General features: G+C 46.2%; 19 protein-coding genes. 7 read left to right on the forward strand and 12 right to left on the reverse strand.

Annotation, left to right across the window (positions count from 1 at the left end; genetic code table 11):
- Positions 1-42 precede the first annotated feature (42 nt).
- The 4 genes from LSG34_RS02405 (at position 43) to LSG34_RS02420 (ending at position 5,814) form a co-directional block, all read left to right on the forward strand.
- Positions 43-2,172 carry a TonB-dependent receptor gene (locus LSG34_RS02405; protein ID WP_269822745.1) on the forward strand — a complete coding sequence of 710 codons (2,130 nt, stop codon included), beginning with the start codon at positions 43-45 and terminating at the stop codon, positions 2,170-2,172.
- Between the two features lie 153 nt (positions 2,173-2,325).
- Positions 2,326-3,810 carry a TrkH family potassium uptake protein gene (locus tag LSG34_RS02410; protein WP_233007211.1) on the forward strand — a complete coding sequence of 495 codons (1,485 nt, stop codon included), beginning with the start codon at positions 2,326-2,328 and terminating at the stop codon, positions 3,808-3,810.
- A gap of 1 nt (position 3,811) precedes the next feature.
- Positions 3,812-5,122, forward strand: a complete 1,311-nt coding sequence (locus LSG34_RS02415; protein WP_233007212.1) for a sensor histidine kinase — start codon at positions 3,812-3,814, stop codon at positions 5,120-5,122.
- Entirely contained in the window at positions 5,119-5,814 is a 696-nt protein-coding gene (locus tag LSG34_RS02420) for a response regulator transcription factor (protein WP_233007213.1), read from the forward strand. The genes LSG34_RS02415 and LSG34_RS02420 overlap by 4 nt, the downstream gene beginning before the upstream one ends.
- A gap of 33 nt (positions 5,815-5,847) precedes the next feature.
- On the opposite strand, the gene LSG34_RS02425 is transcribed toward LSG34_RS02420, so the two are convergent.
- The 11 genes from LSG34_RS02425 to zwf form a co-directional block, all read right to left on the reverse strand.
- Positions 5,848-6,249, reverse strand: coding sequence for a VOC family protein (locus tag LSG34_RS02425; protein ID WP_233007214.1), 402 nt, complete (start codon positions 6,247-6,249; stop codon positions 5,848-5,850).
- A gap of 83 nt (positions 6,250-6,332) precedes the next feature.
- The gene (locus LSG34_RS02430) at positions 6,333-6,791 is read right to left on the reverse strand and encodes a hypothetical protein (RefSeq protein WP_233007215.1); all 459 of its coding nucleotides are present in this window, start codon (positions 6,789-6,791) and stop codon (positions 6,333-6,335) included.
- Positions 6,792-6,923: 132 nt separating this feature from the next.
- Complete coding sequence (locus tag LSG34_RS02435; RefSeq protein WP_233007216.1) at positions 6,924-8,504, reverse strand: phage tail sheath family protein; 1,581 nt, start codon at positions 8,502-8,504, stop codon at positions 6,924-6,926.
- A gap of 85 nt (positions 8,505-8,589) precedes the next feature.
- On the reverse strand, positions 8,590-8,979 hold the full coding sequence (locus LSG34_RS02440; protein ID WP_233007217.1) for a hypothetical protein: 390 nt from the start codon (positions 8,977-8,979) through the stop codon (positions 8,590-8,592).
- Positions 8,980-9,301: 322 nt separating this feature from the next.
- On the reverse strand, positions 9,302-9,742 hold the full coding sequence (locus LSG34_RS02445) for a hypothetical protein (protein WP_233007218.1): 441 nt from the start codon (positions 9,740-9,742) through the stop codon (positions 9,302-9,304).
- Between the two features lie 490 nt (positions 9,743-10,232).
- Complete coding sequence (locus tag LSG34_RS02450; RefSeq protein ID WP_233007219.1) at positions 10,233-10,574, reverse strand: YqcC family protein; 342 nt, start codon at positions 10,572-10,574, stop codon at positions 10,233-10,235.
- Positions 10,575-10,878: 304 nt separating this feature from the next.
- Positions 10,879-11,535, reverse strand: coding sequence for a bifunctional 4-hydroxy-2-oxoglutarate aldolase/2-dehydro-3-deoxy-phosphogluconate aldolase (locus LSG34_RS02455; protein ID WP_147904177.1), 657 nt, complete (start codon positions 11,533-11,535; stop codon positions 10,879-10,881).
- Between the two features lie 4 nt (positions 11,536-11,539).
- Entirely contained in the window at positions 11,540-12,508 is a 969-nt protein-coding gene (glk, locus tag LSG34_RS02460; RefSeq protein ID WP_233007220.1) for a glucokinase, read from the reverse strand.
- The gene (gene edd, locus LSG34_RS02465; RefSeq protein WP_233007221.1) at positions 12,501-14,333 is read right to left on the reverse strand and encodes a phosphogluconate dehydratase; all 1,833 of its coding nucleotides are present in this window, start codon (positions 14,331-14,333) and stop codon (positions 12,501-12,503) included. The genes glk and edd overlap by 8 nt, the downstream gene beginning before the upstream one ends.
- 19 nt (positions 14,334-14,352) lie before the next feature.
- Entirely contained in the window at positions 14,353-15,048 is a 696-nt protein-coding gene (gene pgl, locus LSG34_RS02470) for a 6-phosphogluconolactonase (RefSeq protein ID WP_233007222.1), read from the reverse strand.
- A 2-nt stretch (positions 15,049-15,050) separates the two neighbouring features.
- Complete coding sequence (gene zwf / locus LSG34_RS02475) at positions 15,051-16,523, reverse strand: glucose-6-phosphate dehydrogenase (RefSeq protein WP_233007223.1); 1,473 nt, start codon at positions 16,521-16,523, stop codon at positions 15,051-15,053.
- 264 nt (positions 16,524-16,787) lie between these two features.
- Between zwf and LSG34_RS02480 the strand changes: the two genes are divergently transcribed.
- The gene (locus LSG34_RS02480) at positions 16,788-17,645 is read left to right on the forward strand and encodes a MurR/RpiR family transcriptional regulator (protein ID WP_008900048.1); all 858 of its coding nucleotides are present in this window, start codon (positions 16,788-16,790) and stop codon (positions 17,643-17,645) included.
- A gap of 197 nt (positions 17,646-17,842) precedes the next feature.
- Positions 17,843-19,282 carry a pyruvate kinase gene (gene pyk / locus LSG34_RS02485; RefSeq protein WP_233007224.1) on the forward strand — a complete coding sequence of 480 codons (1,440 nt, stop codon included), beginning with the start codon at positions 17,843-17,845 and terminating at the stop codon, positions 19,280-19,282.
- A 59-nt stretch (positions 19,283-19,341) separates the two neighbouring features.
- On the opposite strand, the gene LSG34_RS02490 is transcribed toward pyk, so the two are convergent.
- Entirely contained in the window at positions 19,342-20,268 is a 927-nt protein-coding gene (locus tag LSG34_RS02490) for a DMT family transporter (RefSeq protein WP_233007225.1), read from the reverse strand.
- Between the two features lie 172 nt (positions 20,269-20,440).
- On the opposite strand from LSG34_RS02490, the gene LSG34_RS02495 reads away from it, so the two are divergent.
- Entirely contained in the window at positions 20,441-21,418 is a 978-nt protein-coding gene (locus LSG34_RS02495) for an ATP-dependent 6-phosphofructokinase (RefSeq protein WP_233007226.1), read from the forward strand.
- The last annotated feature ends 42 nt before the right edge of the window (positions 21,419-21,460 follow it).

The raw sequence follows: 21,460 nt of genomic DNA on the forward strand, positions 1-21,460 counted from the left end.
TATAATTGCCCAAATTTTAACTTTACTTTCTTTGGGAAAATCATGTTCGGCACACAAACAAAGACCTATTTGGCGGTATTACTGGCGTTAAGTCCTCTCGCGGCACAGGCAAATGATAAGGATACACAAAGCATTGAGCGGATCACTGTCACAGGAAGCCGCATAGCAGAGAGTCTGGATGAAGTGCCAGCCAGCATTACCCTGATTGATCAACAAACGATCAAAGAAAATTTACAGGTCAGCTCAGAACTGCAAAACCTTCTTGCCGTGGCCGTACCAGGTATGGCTCCAAGTACCGGTAGCACCAGTAACTTCGGTCAGACCCTGCGTGGTCGCAATGTGTTAGTCATGATTGATGGCGTACCTCAGGACACACCTTTGCGTAATGGCGGCTTAGGGATCAGAACTTTAGATCCGGCCAGCATTGAACGTATTGAAGTAGTTAACGGTGCGACTTCGATTTGGGGTAATGGCGCTGCAGGTGGAGTGATCAACTACATCACCAAAAAACCGGGAGACGGAGCAGCCAACGTTATGCTGTCACAATCAGTACGCAGCAGTTTGGTTAAAACCAGTGACAGTGTCGGTTATCGTACAGTGCTCTCTGTGGATGGTAGTACTGGAAACCTAGGTTATGTGGCTAAGTTATCTCAGGACAAATATGGAGTGCAACGCGATGCAGAAGGCGACATCCTTGGTCTGCAGTATGGTCTATCCGATAGTAAGCAACGTGACGCCTTTTTAAAACTGGCCTATCAACTGGATGATCAGCGCGCCTTGCAGTTTAGCTATAACTATTATGACTCAGAGCAGGATGCGAATTATCGTGATGTGCCGGGAAATATTGACCTGGGCGAAAAAACCTATGCTGTGCCGCTAACTCAAGGTGAAATCGCTCAAGGGGAACCGCAAGGACCTGCGGGTAACTACAACCTGATGCTGAAATATCAGGACGATGAGATTTTCAGCAACACGGCTTTGGTTATCGATGCCTACCAACAAAAAATTGATAATGTGTTTTTTTGGTCGTCGACACTGGCAAACCCAGACCTAGGTCTGGATGGTGGACAATCTGCTATTTTATCGGAAAAAGACGGCTTACGTTCAGTACTGACCAGTCAGGTTGCATTGGGTCAGGTCGATGCCACCTTTATTTATGGCGTTGACCTGCTGAAGGATGTCACTTCACAACCTCTATTGGATGGCCGGCTTTGGGTGCCGGAAATGGATATGGGCTCGCATGCCTTTTTTGCACAGAGCAAATGGGAACTGGGTGATGACTGGACCTTAAAAGCAGGTGCACGACGCGAATCTGTCAGTGTAACAGTGGCCGACTACAACACTCTGAAATTGTGCCGTGACGCCCAAACTTGTTCTACACCAACGGCTGTCACAGGTGGCGACATTGATTACGATGCAACAACATATAATCTGGGTCTGCGCTACCGCTGGTCCGATGCATTTTCTCCTTATCTGAGTTACTCAGAAGGCTTCGAAGTTCCGGATTTAGGCTTGCTGCTACGCACAGCTACGGTCAGCGACATCAACTTAATTCAAAGTGAAGCTTCTGTAGTTAAAAATTATGAAGCAGGTTTTAGCAGCGAACTTGAGAACCTACTGCTGAATTTTGCAGTGTATCGCAGCGAATCAGAGTTAGGTACAGGCAGCCAGCTTGATAATGCGACAGGCATTTATCGTCCGGTACGTGCACCACAAAAAATCTGGGGTTATGAAGCATCGGCTGAATACCGTCTGTCGGATGCATGGCAACTGAGTGCGTCTTACGGTTATACCGAAGGCAAAGACACTCAAAATGATGTCTATCTGGGGGCCAGGCAAATCAGTGCGCCTAAGTTCAGCAGTTCTGTACGTTACCGTCCGACCAGTGACATCAGCCTGAGTATGTATTGGTTACATGTGTTTAACCGCGATCGCTTTAGCCCTGGCGCGAATGGTTTTTATAGTGGCGATCAGGGCCCTATTAAAAACTACGATCTGTTAAATCTGTCGGCGAACTATCAGATCAACAACTGGCAGTTGTTTGCTGGTATAGAAAACCTGCTGAATGAAGATTACTTTCCAGCGCGCTCGCAGGCATTCCGTTATGGTAGTGGCTATAGCGTTAAAGGCTTAGGATCAGCAATAAATATGGGCGTGAGCTATAGCTTCTGACACTGAGTTTATGAAATCCCTTCCTTGAAGCAAAAAACGCAGGGCCAGAGCTTCGTAGCTCCGGCTCTGTGCTAAATCCTTATACAATCTTTATAACCTGCTCTGACCCAAAGCATTAAAATTCAATGGTTGTTTAAAGCCGGATAAAATTTTATGGCCGCCACTTTGGTGTTGGGTTCTGCAGTAAAAAGCTCAAGTCGTTACCTGATGTATAGGGTGTTAGGGCATTTGTTGCTGATGTTATCAGTGGTCAAGCTGGTCGCTATGGCGGTATCCATTCTTTATAACGAAAGCAGCTTTTGGGTGTTTCTCGGCTCCGGGCTTTTTACTGCTGCCGTTGGATATAGTCTGGTATATAAGGGCCGTGAAGCCAAAGATATTAAGCATCGGCAGCTGTTTTTACTCACCACCTTAAGCTGGTTGTCGCTTTGTGTCTTTTCTGCCATTCCGTTATGGCTGATTGTGCCCAATTGCACTTTAACAGACGCTGTGTTTGAAACCGTTTCTGCGGTCACTACCACAGGTTCAACCGTGTTGTCTGGATTAGATACTATGCCAAAAGGCATTTTATTCTGGCGCGCTGTGCTGAACTGGATGGGTGGTATAGGTATTATCGTGATGGCTATTGCCATTTTACCTGCGCTAAAAATTGGTGGTATGCGATTATTTAAAACTGAAAACTCGGACACTTCAGACAAAATTCTGCCACGTAGCTCTACCCTGTCTGCCGCTATCGGCTTTGTCTATCTGGTACTGACCGCCTGCACTATGACCGCCTATTATCTGGCTGGCATGACAGGCTTTGACGCTATTACCCACGCAATGACCACAGTAGCTACTGGGGGTTTTGCCAATTACGACTCCTCTTTTGGTATTTATAAAGATTCGCCGCAAATTTTCTGGTTCAGCAGTTTTTTCATGATGCTGGCTGCTATGCCTTTTGTACTTTTTGTTAGTTTTGCCAAAGGCGATAAAACCTCTTTATGGCGTGATCCACAAGTACGGGCCTTTGTTGCCATAGTAGTGTTTTGCAGTGTGCTGCTGACTGTGTATCAGGTGGTGCATAACGACAGAGCCATATTTGATGCGCTCACCCATAGCCTGTTTAATGTAGTGTCCATTATCACCACCTGCGGTTACGCTTCCGAGGACTATACAGTCTGGGGCAATATGGCCATTATGCTGTTTTTCTACTTAACCTTTGCCGGTGCTTGTTCGGGTTCTACTTCTGGTGGTTTGAAAATATTCCGTATTCAATTAGCTGCTATGTTACTGATCAAACAGTTAAAATTGCTGGTGCATCCAAAAGCGGTCTGGAGCCAGAGTTATGGCGGAAAAAAAGTAGATGATCAATTGTTAGGCAACGTGCTGGCCTTTTGTTTTATCTATTTTGCTACCATAGCTTTTATTGCTATGGCGTTGTCTTTTTGTGAGCTGGATTTAGTTACAGCAGTCACTGGTGCGGCAACAGCCGTGGCGAACGTCGGTCCTGGTCTTGGCACTATCATAGGCCCTGCCGGTAATTTTTCGACTTTGCCAGATGCGGCTAAATGGTGGCTAAGTTTAGGTATGTTAATGGGGCGGCTGGAAATTTTGACCTTATTAATTTTGTTTACTCCTTCCTACTGGCGGTACTGAGATGGCCAACGCTTTTAAACTGCCCTATTTGCCTGAACTGGCTGGCACCTTTCTGCTGCCTTTAGTTATAGTCCTGCTGTGTTTACCGCTACGTAACTGGATAAGCCCAACAGATGTCGCCATGCTGCAGTTGCTTTGGGTGGCATGGCAAGCCCAGCAGTATGGCTGGCGCTGGGCAAGTTTAACCACCTTAGTTTCAGTACTTATTCTGAACTGGTGTTTTGTACCGCCCTATTACACCTTTGATGTGCACGACGCCAGCTTCCTGATCAGCTTTGTTGTGATGGTGCTGCTGGGTTTATTGATAAGCCTTCTGTCTGACCGCTCCAAACAGCAATTAAAGCGCCTGCGTTATGCCATGTCACAAACCCGTGGCATGTATATGCTGGCTAAAGGTTTAGGGCAGCGGCAAGATTGGCAAAAACAATGTGGGTATACCGCTAAATTGTTAAGTCGTCGTTTAGGAACAGCAGTTCAGGTGGTTTTGGGGTCGGAACCAAAAGCTGTCGCCAGTCATGCAGTGCTCGCTGTAGGTACTCCGGCAGCCGCCTGGATTGTGGTGCCACACTCTTTTTTATCCAGCCACCCGACTTTATTACATACAGCTCAGTCTTTATTGGCACAAAGTTATGCCCGACTTGAATTGAGTGACAAAGCACAGCAAGACCGGGTTACAGCTCAGCTGGAGCAACAAAAAGCCATGTTGTTACGGTCCTTATCGCACGATTTACGCACCCCTTTAGCCACCATTATGGGCGCCTCCAGTATGTTGGCCGATCCAGAGTTGCAACTGAGCACGGAGCAACGTCAGCAGCAGGCGCAGAATATTTACCAGCAAAGCCAGATTTTAAATCAGCATTTTGAAAAAGTACTGGAGCTGAGCAAAGCCCAACTAACCACTCATCAAATTCAGCACAGCGATTTCAGCTCCGACGATTTAGTGGCCGGCGCTCTTGCCCGGCGTGGCGATCAAGCGGCAGAACTCAGTGCCTATTTGCAGTGCAGCGCTTCAGCGCCTTTAAAGGGCGATCTGGAACTACTGGAAATAGCTTTGGCCAATATGCTGGAAAACGCTTTGCGTCACGGTGCAGCGCCTTTTGAATTAAGCATGGGCCAGACTGAGTCGCACTGTTTTGTCCGCTTGAGTAACGGCATTAAATCTGCAGCGCCAGCAGCCCGTGATAAAGGTCATGGTTTGGGGCTTAATATTTGTCAGGCGGTTGCTGCTTTGCATCAGGGCAAGTTTGAACTGCTTACTCAGTCAGAACCAAAATTAGGAAAAGTAACGGCAGCCTTGGAGTGGCCACTATGATGAACACAGTAACCACTGCCACACCCACTCGTTTATTGGTGCTTGAAGACGACCCGGGGCTACAAAGCTTTTTACACACCCTGCTGCAAAGCCAGGGTTATCAATGCCAGATCCATGCTGAAGGCCAACAAGGCTTTACGCTTTTAAAAGAGCATAGTTTTGATTTAATTTTGCTGGATTTAGGTTTAGCCGATATGGATGGTATTGAGTGGCTGCAACAACTGCGCAGCTGGTCAGAAGTGCCGGTAATTGTCATCTCAGCCCGAGGGAAAGAGCAGGACAAAGTAAGGGCGTTGGACTCCGGCGCTAATGACTATGTCACCAAGCCTTTTAGTTCAGCCGAGCTTTTAGCGCGCGTCAGAGCCACATTACGGCAACAACAAAAAACCGCCAAGCCTTTAGCTTTTGCCGACATCAAGTTGGATCCGGTGCAGCGCAGTGTCACCAAAGCCGGTGAACAAGTGCATCTGACCAAAACCGAATACGATATTTTATTACTGCTGGTGCGCCATTTAGGTTCAGCACTGACGCACAATCAAATTTTGCAGCAAGTCTGGGGCGAACATTATCAGGACAGACCCGAATATATTCGGGTGCATATGGCACAGCTACGGCAAAAACTGGAAGATAATCCATCGGCACCCCGACATTTAAAAACCGAGGCTGGGGTTGGGTATAGGCTTTGTGAGTAAGTTGCTTAGTCAGTTGGTACTCATTGGTGTGGCTTATGGCTTCGGGCAGACAATCTCCCAAAGATGCCCTTCTGGATCACTGACATAACCGATATAGCCTCCAAATGATGCATCAATTGCTGCAGCTCCTGGTGCCTTTCCGCCGAATTCTAAGGCTCGCTCAAGCGCACTATCTACGTCCTGTTTCGTCTCAACCGCACAACTAATGATGGCGGGCGCTGAGTTGCCGGGCAAAAGCGCAGCACGCCCTGCTTTAGCGCTATATGACTCATAACTTTCTTTTTCCATAAGAAAAATGGACAGATTTGGAAATTCGAGCGCAATAATCCCCTCTTCTATTTTTGCATCAGAAAAACCAAAAACTCCTTTGTAGAAACCGAGAGCCTTCTCCAGTTCAGTGACGGGAAGACAAAGTACCGTAGTTTTAATCTGCATAAGTCCTCCTGATATCCTGTTTATGGCTGTCGCAAAAAGCTCAGCACCTATACCGATTCGGCGTCTATTTGGGGTTCAGTTATTTAGTTACTGGCAACATCACTTTTATCTTTTCTATGGTTTTCAAACATTTCTATAGCACTTTTTAAGAAGCCAAACATACCTAAAGCTAACACTATAATTCCGACAGACATGTCTTTTAACACGCCCTTTTCGGAGCTGAAATATCCAATCAGTCCAAAGAGTAGAAAAAGCATAATCATCATGCACATAAGGATTATTGCAATTTTACCCTTTTTCGGACTTTCCCATACATTGAGTGAGAGTTTGTTCTGTGTTTTCGTTGTATCTTGTAATGAAGAAAAACTTATTCCTAGCCCCATAAAAATTAAAGCCGAATTTAGATTATCGAAAAGCAAACCAGGGTTTTCTCTTAGTTTTTCCAGTCCGGACAGATAGGGAATAACGGAAAAATATAGGGCAATTAGCATTAATGGATACTGCAAGTAACTGATGTACTGAAATGCCTGTTTAAAATTCATTAGTTTCACTCTGTTAGTTTATTAACAACATAAAGATGTAGAGGACTGGGGCTGTATTGCCTTATGCCCCATCAAACTAGAACCCAAAAAATATATCATTACAGTGCCAAACCCGACACTGAAGGTTACACGTCAACCAGACGTAGCCTGTTGTTGTTGAAATGAAATAACCATAAATTCTGCTGGCCGAACCACTGCCACCATGACCGTTATCCGTAGATAACCATTAAGCACATCATCTGCTGTCATAGTAGTGCCTAAGCCGACACTAACGTTGAACGCATCAGATGGAGAGGCACCTTGCAAGCCCCCCTCTTTCCAGACATCCGTCAGAAAACTGCTGATCATGCTCTTCAGTGCTGCCCAGGTGTTCGCATCATTAGGCGAAAATACATAAGCTTGCGCGGCCAATTTGATCGATTGCTCCAGAAAAGTCATAGTTCTGCGCACGGCAATATAACGCCAATCCTGACTATTACCATCCAGTGTTCTGGCTCCCCATATCAATATTCCCTGGCCGTTAAAGAAACGGATGGCATTGATGGATTTTCCTGAAACTGCGTCGACGTTCAGATTTGCCTGATCACTATCAGTCAAACGTATAGGTAACGAGACGGCACCGACAATAGATGTGTTCGCAGGAGAATTCCAGACTCCATCCTGCTGGTCATTCACCGTATAAACACCGGCCATAGCACCACTTGGCGGCAGTATATTTGCCGAACTTAATACATGATTGATGATCTGGCCATAAACCGGGCTTGCGACCAAAAGAGCCGCCTGAAGCTGACTATTTGATAAAGGGCCGGCAGGAGGTGTTTGGATCGTGGCAAGAATTTGCGCCGCGGTAGGATTTGGCGCCGATGCTGGATTAACAAAGGGCACAAGCTGTTTGGTATCACCACCAAACAAGTTAGTGAAATCGATGTCAGTTGGCTGCATCATCGTAGTGCCAATAAAGGGGTAATAACTGATGCCGTAGTTAAGCCCCACACTGCCAGTACTGTTACGGAAATTCTGGATGTCATTGGTGTATAAAACAGGGTCTGGATTGGCACCACCAATTACATCGAAAAGACATACAGCTGTTTGCATAGTTTCTGCTTGCAACAACATACTTTGCATCAAGCTTGCATTGTCGTTTAACGACAGCAGCGTCGCTTCCGGGCATATATAGATAGTAGGTTCAGGCTCTTTTGTTAACAAAGCCAAACCGCGCTGCAAATCAGCTAATAACACATTCGGATTTGTCAGATTTACTGTCGGGTCTGTTAGTGGTTTTCCGCTGGCTGGGCCATAGGATCCCACTGCGACTATATAGGCATCTCCCCCGCCATTTTGATAAAACAAACGAATGCTGTTGTACAAATAGTAAATCGTATTGGGATCTGGCAATACCGAATAACACTGCCCGTTTAGCACCAAATAGTCACCTGTTGTAGGTGCGCCATTTTGCGCAACCAGATAATACTGAGGGCTATATTGCCTGGCAGGATCAGCTGGTGCTGGCGGGTCAGGCAGCATAAAAATCGACTGAAACTCGGCGAAAGAAGTGATCTTTACGGCTTTGTTGTAATAAGACTGCCCCTGATATTCTGCCTGTGGCGTATAACCAATAAATGCCGGCACAGCAGTTGCCACTGGAACTACAGAATTAGGAAATCCATTGATTTCATTGATATAAACGCCTGGGGTTGCCAAGGTAGCGGGCATTTTTTTCGTCCTTTTTATCTGCTGGCTATTATTTTTTGAGCATTATCTTCTGACTATGATCTTCTGGTCATGTAGCGCCAATCTATTACAAAGTGCCTTTTGTATACTTGCCTTGCATAAGCCCACAGCTGGATTCGATCCCTGCGGCTTCATCAGCCGATCGTTTATAGTAAAAAAATACAGTTTTTGCGGTGTTTGAATTATCACATTTCGCCTGAAACGGCACAGGACAGCTGGATAAATAAGTAATCTTGGCCGCTGGCCCACCCATAGAAACAACAGCTTGCGACAAGCCCTCACATTGAGCTTTAAAATCACCAGTCGCCATACCTTCATTTTGTATGCAGTCTTTAATATCCAGCTTTACACCCATAAAATCCGCATTGGTTTCAAGCAAGCAGGCTTCATTAGCTAAGGCGTAATTGCCCGATAGTAAGAGCATAAACATTGAGCTGATTAATAGACTTTTTGGCATAGTAAACCTCATCAATAGGAGTGTTGATTAGTGTTCTTTACAGATACCGCTTGGCATAAGAGTGCGAACTGACTTTGAGTACCTTTAGTGCCAGTCCTTGAACCCGAGCCTAAAATACCAAGCTGATTCGGCTTCTATGAGTTTGAGGAAAAAAACCAGAAAATTTAACGAAAAACAGCTCACTAAAAGGTAAACAACTTAAGTAACGGGCACAGGGCAAGACTTGACCCCGTTGGTGTGCTCAAACTCAGGGGCGCGGTGCAAGACTTGCCCCCGCGGTTCTAATACTATGCGTTACTGCTAGCGGCCTTGCCTGCATTTGTCAAACTGCCCCCCAAATAACCTGTATGACCGCGTACATATCATCGTACAACAGAAAAAGAGTAAACAGTGCCAAGCCGACTGGAATTACAACATAGACAAGCATTGGAATTAGAAAAGACAAAATTAGCAGAAACAACAAAACCTTGGACTTGCCTATTTTCTTAACTTTGGACGTAACATGAGCCTCTGTTTCGTCATTATGAGCAAGTATCAACTCCATCCGGGCTACAACAAAAGTAAGAAGTGCATATGCCAAAGCAAGGCCAATAAAACCAGGTACCAGCGCAGCCTCCTTACCTTGCAAATTCAGCCCAAAAATTGAGATTTGGCTGAGATCAATTTCTAGTATTTTCGACACGAGACCAAGGGTGCTCAGCACCAGAATCCAGCGGTTTATTTCCCACTGCTTATTACCAAATACGTAATCTGCCGATGCCATATAAATCCCTAACTGTGTCCTTAGAGCCAAGTCTTGCCATGTGCCCCAATTAATATTTAACTTTCACATTCTGAAGCTTGATCATCATCATTCTTTAAACCATCTTCAGCAGAAGTGAACCATAGTAGCGCTGTTTTATAATTTTATGGCAGCACAAAATTTGCTTCTACTCAGACATACTTTTTGCAAAATTACAAGGGCACGGGGCAAGACTTGACCCCGTTGGCTCGGAACTAAACAACTAGTGTCGTCCTCACCTAAGTGATTTGAAATAATTCCCTTAATCCAAATCTCTATTGGAGTACCGTCAATTGTTAAGACTGGATGTGGTAGCTTTGTGCATGCTGACTGATGCATTTTAGCCGATATTGAATTCATAAATTAATCTCGACTCATCGTATTGCCTAACGCCCGCAGCACGCGCGGCTTTGTAGTGAAGGCGGAGCCGCAACGGAAAAGCCGTCGCCGTGCTTGCGTTTGTTAGCTGCTTTCAATTGCCTACCACCAATTTATCGAAATCATGTAAAAGACTTACCAGATTAAGAGCCTCTTCTACACAGCTATGATAATCATATTCACGCATTGCCATTAAACCAACTTGGCTACTGCCAGGATATTCGCCTGTCTGCGCCGCCTTGCGAGCATTCGGTATGAAAACACACTGAAGCCATAGCTCGAAAGACGGTGCCTCAAAGTAGTTTCCAACCTTTACATCTGGAGGTTTTTCTTTCCAGAATCCAATTCTCTTCATCTCGGCTTCAATCTCGTCGAGAGCTGATAAGACGTTCTTATCCTTTTCAGACTGCTTTCTAAAAAAATCTGTGATGCTCATGACTTGCCTACAGCTAACAATTTAATAGAAGGCAATCTGCCCGCAAGTCGAACATTTTTCTGCCTTCTTTGATCATTTTTACTCATACCAAGCTAACGCTGATGTACCTCTATTTCAACAAGTTTTTCTGAAATCACTAAAAATATGGCCGACAAAATCTATACAGCCTGTACGTTAGTTGTTCATATTTTTACTCAAGACACACTGCTGTATTTTTTAACAGTAGTAAGACTGTAATCTCAAACCATAAAAAAACCCGACCAAAGTCGGGTTTCTCATATCAATCTAAACAACACAAAATCTATTACTTCTGCACAGTCTTCGCTTCTTCAACAGCTGCTAAACACAGCTCGGTGATTTTATGCCATTCTTTGTTTTTAATGGCTTCATCCGGCACTATCCAGCTGCCGCCTACGCAACGTACGTTAGGTAACGCCAGGTATTCTTTAAAGTTTTTCTCGTTAATGCCGCCTGTTGGGCAAAAACGTATATCCGAGAATGGGCCGTGAATAGATTTTAAGGTTTTTACGCCACCCGCTGCTTCTGCCGGGAAAAACTTAAAGTGGGTGTAACCTACTGCCGTGCCTTCCATCAGTTCGGAAATACTGGCGATGCCAGGGATCAGCGGAATAGCGCTGTCTTTGCCTGCTTGCAGCAGTTCACGGGTAGAACCCGGGCTAATCGCAAAACGTGCGCCAGCCGCTATAACTTCTTCCAGCTGTTTGGCTGTAGTGACAGTACCAGCACCTACTATGGCGTCAGGCACTTCAGTGGCCAATAAACGAATGGCATCCAGAGCAACCGGAGTACGTAAAGTCACTTCCAGTACTTTAATGCCGCCAGCCACTAAGGCTTTCGCCATAGGAACAGCGTCAGCTAAATCTTTGATCACAATGACGGGCACCACAGGGCCTTGTGCGAACAAAACGTCAGGTTGTAGTTGCCAATTTTCAAATGCCATAGTGTTAACTCGCCATATGTTGTTTTAAGTAGACTGCACAGCCAGTTAAACCTGGTTGCTCTGCAGTGACGACAAAAGTTGCAATACGGCGGTTGAAGTCTTTAAACCGGCCTTTTGCTTCAAATCGGGTTCTGAATTCGCTTTGATTAATCAGCGACAGTAATTTTGGCGTAATACCACCAGCGACAAAAACGCCGCCAAAAGTGCTTAACGTCAGGGCTAAATCCCCTGCCAAACCGCCTAAACTGGCAAAAAACTGCTCAATAACGGCTTTGCATAACGCGCAGCTGCCATCTAAAGCTTTACCGGCAATCTGAGCTGCGTTGATTGGCTCAACCACTTTGTTGTTAAACGCAGCAATCGCCAGATACAGATCTTCTAAGCCCGGGCCTGATAACAAACGCTCAGGGCTGACATGACCGTATTTATTCGCAAGGAATCTGTGAATAAACCATTCCTGTTCGGTTTGAGCGGTAAAGTCGACATGACCGCCCTCGCCTGGTAATGGCAGATAACCTAAAGCGGTTGGAATTAAATGCGCTACACCTAAACCAGTACCAGCGCCTAACACCGCCATAGGTTTAAATTGATCGGCATGGCCTTCACCAATTTGTACCAGCTCGGTTTGTTTTAGCGCAGGTAAGCTCATGGCGACTGCGGTAAAGTCGTTCAGCACGATAAACTCGACCAAATCCAAGTCGGCTTTCATGGTGCTTACAGAAAACTCCCAACGGAAGTTGGTCATTTTGACAAAGTCACCTGTGACAGGACAGGCAATGGCTAAAGCCACGTGACGAATGTCAGTTAAACCCTGCTCCGTGCGGTAAAACTGCAAAGCGTCGGCCAAAGTATCAAAGTCAGCGCACGGGTACACAGCCACTTTATCTAAATGCAGGCTGTCTAGATCAACACGACTAAAACGTGCGTTAGTGCCACCGATATCGGCAACAATAGCAAACTGGATATCAGCCATGGTATTGATCCTCAGTGTTGAACAGACTGCAGGCACCTTGTTCTGCACCAGTGATCACCATGCGCATACCACCAAACATTTCACGGCCCATACCCCAGTGACTGTCGCTCATATCACGGGTTGCAGCTTCACGTTTCGCCAGTTCTTCATCAGAAACCAGGACTTTTAATACACCGTTGATACCATCCACCAGCATCATATCGCCGGTCTGGATCTTGGCGATCACACCACCGTCAACCGCTTCCGGGGTGACGTGGATAGCGGCAGGCACCTTACCTGAAGCACCAGACATACGACCGTCTGTCACTAAAGCCACATGGTAACCACGGTCTTGTAATACACCAAGTGGAGGCGTCAGTTTATGCAGCTCTGGCATACCACAGGCACGAGGGCCCTGGAAACGCACCACCACTACACAATCTTTATTTAAATCACCGGCTTTAAAAGCGGCATCTAATTCGTGTTGGCTGGAGAATACAACAGCTGGCGCTTGTACTACTTCAGTACCTTCACGCAAAGCTGAGGTTTTAATCACACCACGGCCAACGTTGCCGGATAACACCTGCAAACCACCGTGATCTTTAAATGGTTTAGCGGCATCAGCCAGTACTGTTAAATCAGACGATTCTGTCGGACCATCGACCCATACTAATTTGCCATCCTGCAATACAGGAGTCTGGGTATAACGGCGTAAACCAGGGCCAGCTACTGTGTTGACGTCTTCATGCAGCAAGCCGTTGTCTAATAAAGTACGGATTAAATACGCCATACCACCAGCTTGCTGGAAGTGGTTGATATCGGCCTGACCGTTAGGGTAAATCTTGGTCACTAAAGGCGTTGCATGCGACAGCTCTGCAAAGTCATCCCAGTTCACAATGAAACCGGCAGAACGAGCCACAGCTATTAAGTGCATGGTGTGGTTGGTAGAACCACCAGTCGCCAGTAAGCCAACAATACCGTTCACTACAGCTTTTACATCAACAATGTGAGCAATTGGTAAGTAGTCAGTGCCTAAGTCAGTTAAACGAGTCACCTGACGGGCTGCCGCTTTGGTTAATTCTTCACGTAAAGGCGTGCCTGGATTGACAAAAGAAGAACCTGGCAAATGCAAGCCCATTACTTCAACCACTAACTGGTTCGAGTTTGCTGTGCCGTAGAAAGTACAAGTACCAGCGCTGTGGTACGACGCAGATTCAGAATCTAATAATTCGTCATGGCCTACTTTGCCTTCAGCATACAGCTGACGGACACGGGCTTTTTCTTTGTTTGGAATACCTGATGGCATTGGGCCTGCTGGTACAAACACAAAAGGCAGGTGACCAAAACTTAAAGCCGCCATTAATAAACCCGGTACTATCTTGTCACAGATACCCAGCATCATGCCGCCGTCGAACATATTGTGCGACAGGCCAACAGCAGCAGACATAGCAATAATGTCACGGCTTAATAAACTCAGTTCCATGCCCGGCTGACCTTGAGTCACACCATCACACATGGCAGGCACACCACCAGCAAACTGAGCCACACTGCCCACTTCAGCTACAGCGGCTTTAATAATTGCCGGATAAGCTTCATAAGGCTGATGCGCAGAAAGCATATCGTTGTATGAGGAAATAATGCCGATATTCGCCTTGGTTAAGCTGCGTAAATCAGTTTTTTCCTGAGTAGAACAAGCTGCAAAACCATGAGCCAGATTGCCACAGGCCAAAGCTCCGCGGTGCGGCCCCTTGGCACGGGCCTGTTCCATCCGCTGCAGATAAAGCGCACGGCTTTTTTCACTGCGTGCCGCTATTCTGTCTGTGACCTGTTGTATAACCGGATTCATGTTAACCTCGTCTTGTCGATTAGTTAGCTGTGAACATTACATGCACAGGGACCTGCTGCTGTTGCAAAAAAGCCCGTACAGGCATTTGCAAAGGGTCCTGACCTGCCATGGCCTGTTCCAGAACGGTTAGCTTCTTGGGGCCAACCAGATGTAAATAAATCACAGCGCTATTGAGTAAGCGTGTTTTGCTTAAACTCAAACGCTGGTAAGGCGCAGTAGCTGGTGTCACAGCCAACGCAACTGGTGCATCGGTAGCTAAACCTGCCTGAATTTCTTTACTGCACGGAAATAAAGACGCCGTATGACCATCTTCACCCATGCCTAAAATCAGCACATCAAATAGGGGCAGTTCAGCCACACGAGCCGCTACTGTAGCCGCGCCTTTATAGGCGTCGTCCGGTGATGCGCTGTCAAACAAGCTGATAAACCGTGCTTTTGCTGCTTTGCCTTGCAACAAGTTGGCTTTCACCAAACCTTCATTGCTGTCGGCATGAGTTTCAGGCAACCAGCGGTCGTCAGCCAAAGTGATAGTCACGCGTGACCAATCCAAATCAGTTTCCGACAGGGTTTTAAATAAAGGCAAAGGTGTTTTACCACCAGACACCACTAAAGTAGCCTCGCCCTTTTCTGCGATAGCAGCAGCCAAACGGCTGCTGATCTCACTGGCAAATTGCTGGTTTAATGCGGCACTTGAGTCAAAGGTATGAAGCTGCATTATTATTCGTCCCAGTTTCTGTCTTCACGCGCCAATAACGAAATGGCGGAGACAGGACCCCAGGTACCAGCCTGATAAGGTTTTGGTGGCTCGTTAGTGACTTTCCATGCGTCCAGGATACCGTCGACCCATTTCCAGGCTTGTTCAACTTCATCACGACGCACAAACAGATACTGGTTGCCTAACATGGCTTCAAGTAATAAACGCTCATACGCATCAGCGATACGCTGCGACTTAAAGGTTTCGTCGAAACTTAAGTCCAGTTTGGTTTGTTGCAGCTGCATGCTTTCACCCAGACCAGGAATTTTGTTCATGATCTGAATTTCAACACCTTCATCTGGCTGCAAACGGATGATCAGCTTGTTGGCTGGCAACTGTTTATAGGTTTCGAAGAAAATATTGTGTGGCTGCGGCTTAAAGCAAATGACTAATTCGCTCATTTTTTTCGGCATACGTTTGCCCGTTCTTAAATAGAACGGCACGCCGGCCCAACGCCAGTTGTCGATATCCACTTTAATAGCGACAAAAGTTTCGGTTTTGCTGTTTGGACGCGCATCTTCCTCATCCAGGTAACCAGGCACCGGAGTACCAGCCACATAACCGCCCGCGTATTGACCACGGACAGTTTTTTCCTGAACGTTCGATACATTAATAGGACGCAGTGCTTTGAGTACTTTTAACTTTTCATCACGAATACTGTCGGCATCCAGACGAGCTGGTGGCTCCATCGCAATCAGCGACAAGACTTGCAATAAGTGGTTTTGCACCATGTCACGCATTTGACCTGCGTCATCGTAGTAACCCCAACGCCCTTCTACCCCAACTTCTTCGGCCACAGTAATTTGCACATGGTCAATGGCATTGTGGTCCCAGTTCGCAGCAAAAATGGAGTTGGCAAAACGTAAAGCTAACAGGTTCAGTACTGTCTCTTTACCTAAGTAGTGGTCGATACGGTAAATCTGGCACTCACCAAAGTACTTGGCGACTTCATCGTTGATCACTTTAGACGAAGCTAAATCATGACCAATAGGTTTTTCCAGTACCACACGGGCCGGTTGTGCCGACAAACCCGCGATAGACAATCCTTTACAGATATTGCCAAACAAAGAAGGAGCAGTAGCGAAGTAGCTGACCGGAATACGGTTTTTCGGATCAGTGACGTTTTTTAAGGCTTTGTAAGCGTCTTCTTTCGTCAAGTCCACCTGCACATACTGCAGTTTGGCTTTTAAGCGCGCTAATACTTCAGCATCCAGCGGCTCTTTAATGAATTTTTGTAAGTTGGTTTCAACCAGCTCTTTATAGCCATCCAGACTCAATTCGTCACGGGCAACGCCAATGACCTGGCTGTCGGCATGCAACAGGCCGGACTTTTCCAATTGATATAAGGCTGGCAATAGTTTGCGGCGAGCAAGGTCGCCCTTGGTACCAAAGAGAATCAGATCACAGGCTTTGTTCAGTGGTGCTGTTGTTGTCATGAATGACCCTTGATTAGATGTAATTTTACAACACTTAGCCGCATACTAGCCGAGCAAAAGCCAGATGTAAACCAGATAAGTTGTAATTAAATTACAGAGACGCTAAAGTTTTGACTATTCTCATATAATAAGGCAGCCTAGGCAATGAATCAGCTGCTTTGTCGTAACTTTATCACTATTTTGCAGTGGCACCAGGTTGTATAACAAAGCGAGTTACAACATTTTGCACTGTGTTGTTCAGTGTTTCTCAGTCAGGACTATCCGATGAATGTGTTGGAAAAAATAATTAATAGCGTCAACAGCTTCAGTAAATCAGAGCGCAAAGTCGCCGACGTGATCCTGGCCAATCCGCAAACCACTATACACAGTAGTATAGCGGCTCTCGCCAAAATGGCCGATGTCAGCGAACCTACAGTCAACAGGTTCTGCCGTCGTCTGGACACCAAAGGTTTTCCGGATTTTAAATTGCATCTGGCGCAGAGTCTGGCCAACGGCACTCCTTATGTAAACCGACATGTGGAAGAAGATGACGGCCCTGAGGCTTACACCGCCAAGATTTTTGAATCCACTATGGCTGCTTTAGACGCAGCTCGCCAAAACGTTGATATTCTTACTATTAATCGTGCTGTGGATGTACTGACTCAGGCGAAGAAAATCTCCTTTTTTGGTTTAGGTGCTTCAGCTTCTGTAGCGCACGATGCCCAGAATAAGTTTTTCCGCTTTAACGTCCCTGTCGTTTGTTTTGATGACATAGTGATGCAGCGTATGAGTGCTATTAATAGTGCTGAAGGTGATGTTGTGGTCTGTATCAGCCACACAGGCCGTACAAAAAACTTGTGTGATATCGCAGCCATTGCCCGTGAAAACGATGCAACAGTCATTGGTATTACCGCCTACGACAGCCCTTTAGCGAAAGAATGTACGCTGGTGTTATCACTGGATGTGCCTGAAGATACAGATATGTATATGCCTATGGCGTCCCGTGTGGCTCAGCTGGTACTGATTGATATTCTGGCAACTGGCTTTACCTTGCGTCGTGGCACCAAATTCCGCGAAAACCTGAAAAAGGTCAAAGACAGCTTACGTGGCTCACGTTTTGATAAAAAAGACTTTCAAAATTAATGAGCTGTTTTTTAACTAATCTGTAATAGAGAGGGGCTTTCTGTAAGAAGCCCCTCTTTTTTTAGCTGTTTTCTGCCTTAACAGGTCGGACATGCGACGAAAGCTGAAAGTTTTATTCAAACTGCGGCTATATTCTGTAATAAAATTACATTACACTTAAAGTGACCCATCCATAGATAAGCTTTCAGGAGCTCTTGATGCCCAGAAGAACTAAAATAGTCGCCACCCTTGGACCTGCAACGAATTCACAAGCCATTATTGAAAAACTGATCCTGGCCGGCGCCAGCGTGTTTCGGTTTAACTTTTCTCATGGCAGCGCCGAAGATCATAAACAACGCGCTGAAATGGTTCGCGCTGCAGCAGCCAAAACCGGCGCTCATGTCGCTATTCTGGGTGATTTACAAGGCCCGAAAATCCGCGTATCTACTTTCAAAAACGGTTCAGTCATTTTAGAAGAAGACCAACACTTTGTATTAGACGCTGATTTGCCAAAAGGCGAAGGCGATGAAACTCAGGTGGGTATCGACTATAAAGAATTACCTGCTGACGTGCAGCCAGGTGATGTGCTGTTGTTAGACGACGGTCGTATCCAGATGATTGTGGAACACGTTGTAGGTCAACGCATTCATACCAAAGTCTCTGTGGCTGGTAAACTCAGCAACAATAAAGGTATCAACCGTTTAGGCGGTGGCTTGTCAGCCCCTGCCCTGACTGAAAAAGACAAAACAGATATCTCTTTAGCTGCTTATATAGATGTGGATTATCTGGCTGTTTCTTTCCCGCGTTGTGGTGATGATTTACGTGTTGCCCGTGAACTGGCTCGTGCTGCAGGTTCTGAAGCTTTGATCGTCTCTAAAGTAGAACGTGCTGAAGCTGTAGCTGATGACGAAACGCTAGACGATATTATCCGTGCTTCTGACGCTGTGATGGTTGCCCGTGGTGATTTAGGTGTCGAAATCGGTGATGCTGAATTAGTAGGTCAGCAAAAACGTATTATTGCCCGCTCACGTCAGTTAAACCGTGTGGTGATCACTGCGACTCAGATGATGGAGTCGATGATTGAAAGCCCAATGCCAACCCGTGCAGAAGTGATGGATGTGGCCAACGCTGTACTTGATGGTACAGACGCAGTGATGTTATCCGGTGAAACTGCCGCTGGTAAGTACCCTATTGAAACCGTAAAAGCCATGGCCCGTGTTTGTGATGGTGCGGAGAAGCACCCACGAGTGCAGAGCTCCAAACATCGCATGGACATCTCCTTTACTGAAATCAGTGAAACTATCGCTTTATCTGCTATGTATGCAGCGAACCACTTAACGGGGATTAAAGCCATTATCTCGTTAACTGAATCGGGTTACACTGCCAAGCTGATGTCACGTATTACCTCGTCTCAGCCAATTTATGCCTTATCACGTCACCAGAAGACCTTAAACAAAATGGCTCTGTACCGTGGTGTGTATCCGGTGTTTTTTGATAGCACTCAAACTCCGGGTCAACAAAAGGTATCAGCTGCTGCTATTGAAGCAGTACAAGAAATTGCTCACTTAAAAAGCGGTGATTTAGTGATTTTGACCTACGGCGATATGATGGAAACTGTAGGTGCTTCAAACACTTGTAAGATAGTGCAAATCAACTAATTAAATTGGGGTCAGATCACATTAGTTATGCATAACTAATGTGATCTGACCCCATTTTTTTAAAGTCGTTGTCTAAGCATTGGTGCTAAAGCCGTCAGCATAGACCCTATCACCACCAGTAAAGCGCCAACCCAGGCCCAGAGATTCAGCGACTCGCTGGGAAACTGCGGATAGAAATAAGCCAGTAACTGAGCAAAACCTATGGTCAACAAAGGCGTAATGGCCAGCACAGCGCTGACATTGGCGGCTTGCCAGTGTTGTAAGGCTTCTGCAAAGGCGCCATAAGCTACAATAGTGTTCAGACAACAAAACACCACTATGCCCCATTGCCAGGCTGACAATTCCAGTACGGGCGCCAGTTGCGCTGCGGGCAGAAAACACAAAGCTCCTGCCATATAAATCAGCCACATAATTTGTTGGGAGTTAAAGCTCATTAGAAGCTGCTTTTGCGCTAAGGCATAACAAGCCCAGGCTACTGCAGCTACTATGACCAGCAGTACACCAAAGCCTTCAGAGCCAAACTGAGTCAACAACAAAGCTAATCTGTCGTTAAAAAACAGCAATAAGCCAAACACTAACAACCAGGCGCCGATTTTTTGCCACAGCAATAATCGTTCTTTAAATAAATAGACTGCACCTAACATCATCAAAAAGGGCGCCAGCTGGATCACCACCTGAGCCGTTTCTGCCGTTAGCAAAAACAAACCATTCAGATACAAAATGTAATTCAGTAATAAACCTGCAATGGCAATCAGGATCAGCAGCTTCTTTCTTTTCGTTAAACCGCGCAGCGACGGGATCTTTCTACGGGCAAGCAACACCAGTCCAACCAGCACAGCAGCCACCACAAAACGGATCCAGGTAATGGTTGCCGCCGACATCGAACTTAATAACCACTTCAGCGCTATAGGCAGCAAGCCCCATAAAACAGCAGTTAATAACGCTAAACTAAACCCCAGACCAACACGGCCAGACGACTGATGCATACCCTCTCCTTTCTAAGTCTGTCATTATCCGCCAGAAGCTGTACTCTTGTCTGTGAACAGCGACCTGAACCAGAGAAAATAAGCCCAAATGTTCAAAACTCTTACTCCAGATCAATACGATAGCGTCCGACTGGATTAGGATAAAAACCATCTAATGCACAAGGACAACAAAATGAAACGAATTGGTGTATTAACCTCGGGTGGCGATGCTCCTGGTATGAATGCCTGTTTACGCGCTGTGGTGCTGACAGCACATGCTAATGAGCTGGAGGTCATTGGCTTCCAGCGTGGTTTTAATGGTGTTGTGGATCAGCAATATCAAACCTTATCGCCTTATCATGTCAGTGGCATTATTCAAAATGGCGGTACTATTTTAAAAAGTGCACGTTGTGCCGCTATGCAAACCGAAGAAGGTTTACAACAAGCTGCCCAAAATCTGCATGATCTGGAACTGGACGCCTTGCTGGTGATAGGTGGTGACGGCAGTTTTCGTGGCACTGTGGCTCTGGCTGAATATTACAAAGGCCAACTGATCGGGGTACCTGGCACCATAGACAATGATGTGGATGGCTCAGATTTCAGTATAGGTTTTGCTACGGCGCTTGATACAGCACTGGATGCTATAGATAAAGTCCGTGATACAGCTGATGCGTTTGAGCGGATTTTTTTAGTCGAAGTCATGGGCCGTCATACCGGCTATCTGGCCGTTGCTGCTGGTATAGCCGCAGGTGCTGAGCAAATTATCTGCCCTGAACTCGCCTCTGAGTTAAATCTGGATAAAATTGCTGACCATGTAGAGCAAGCCCGTAAGCATCGTGGCAATTGCAGTTATATTATTGTGATTGCTGAAACCATGTACCCGGGCGGTGCATCAGCTCTGGCTGCCGATCTGGAACAACGCGGTATTGAATGCAGGGCTTCTATCCTGGGACATATTCAACGTGGAGGCCGCCCTGTTGGCGCTGATCGTATTCTTGGTACTAAACTAGGCGCCTATGCGGTAGAGCAACTACTGCAAGGAGCACATATGATGATGGCAGGTGAAATTAACGGTCAGGCCGGTTTGTATCCCCTGGCATTAACTGGCGATAAGAAAAAACAGGTCGACAGTTATTTATTACGCTGGCAACAGCAAGTTGCTCAGTATTAAAGTGAAGCTCGGCAAACAAAAAGACCTCCATTCGGAGGTCTT

The sequence above is a fragment of the Rheinheimera faecalis genome, assembly GCF_021290965.1.
GTDB lineage: Bacteria > Pseudomonadota > Gammaproteobacteria > Enterobacterales > Alteromonadaceae > Pararheinheimera > Pararheinheimera faecalis.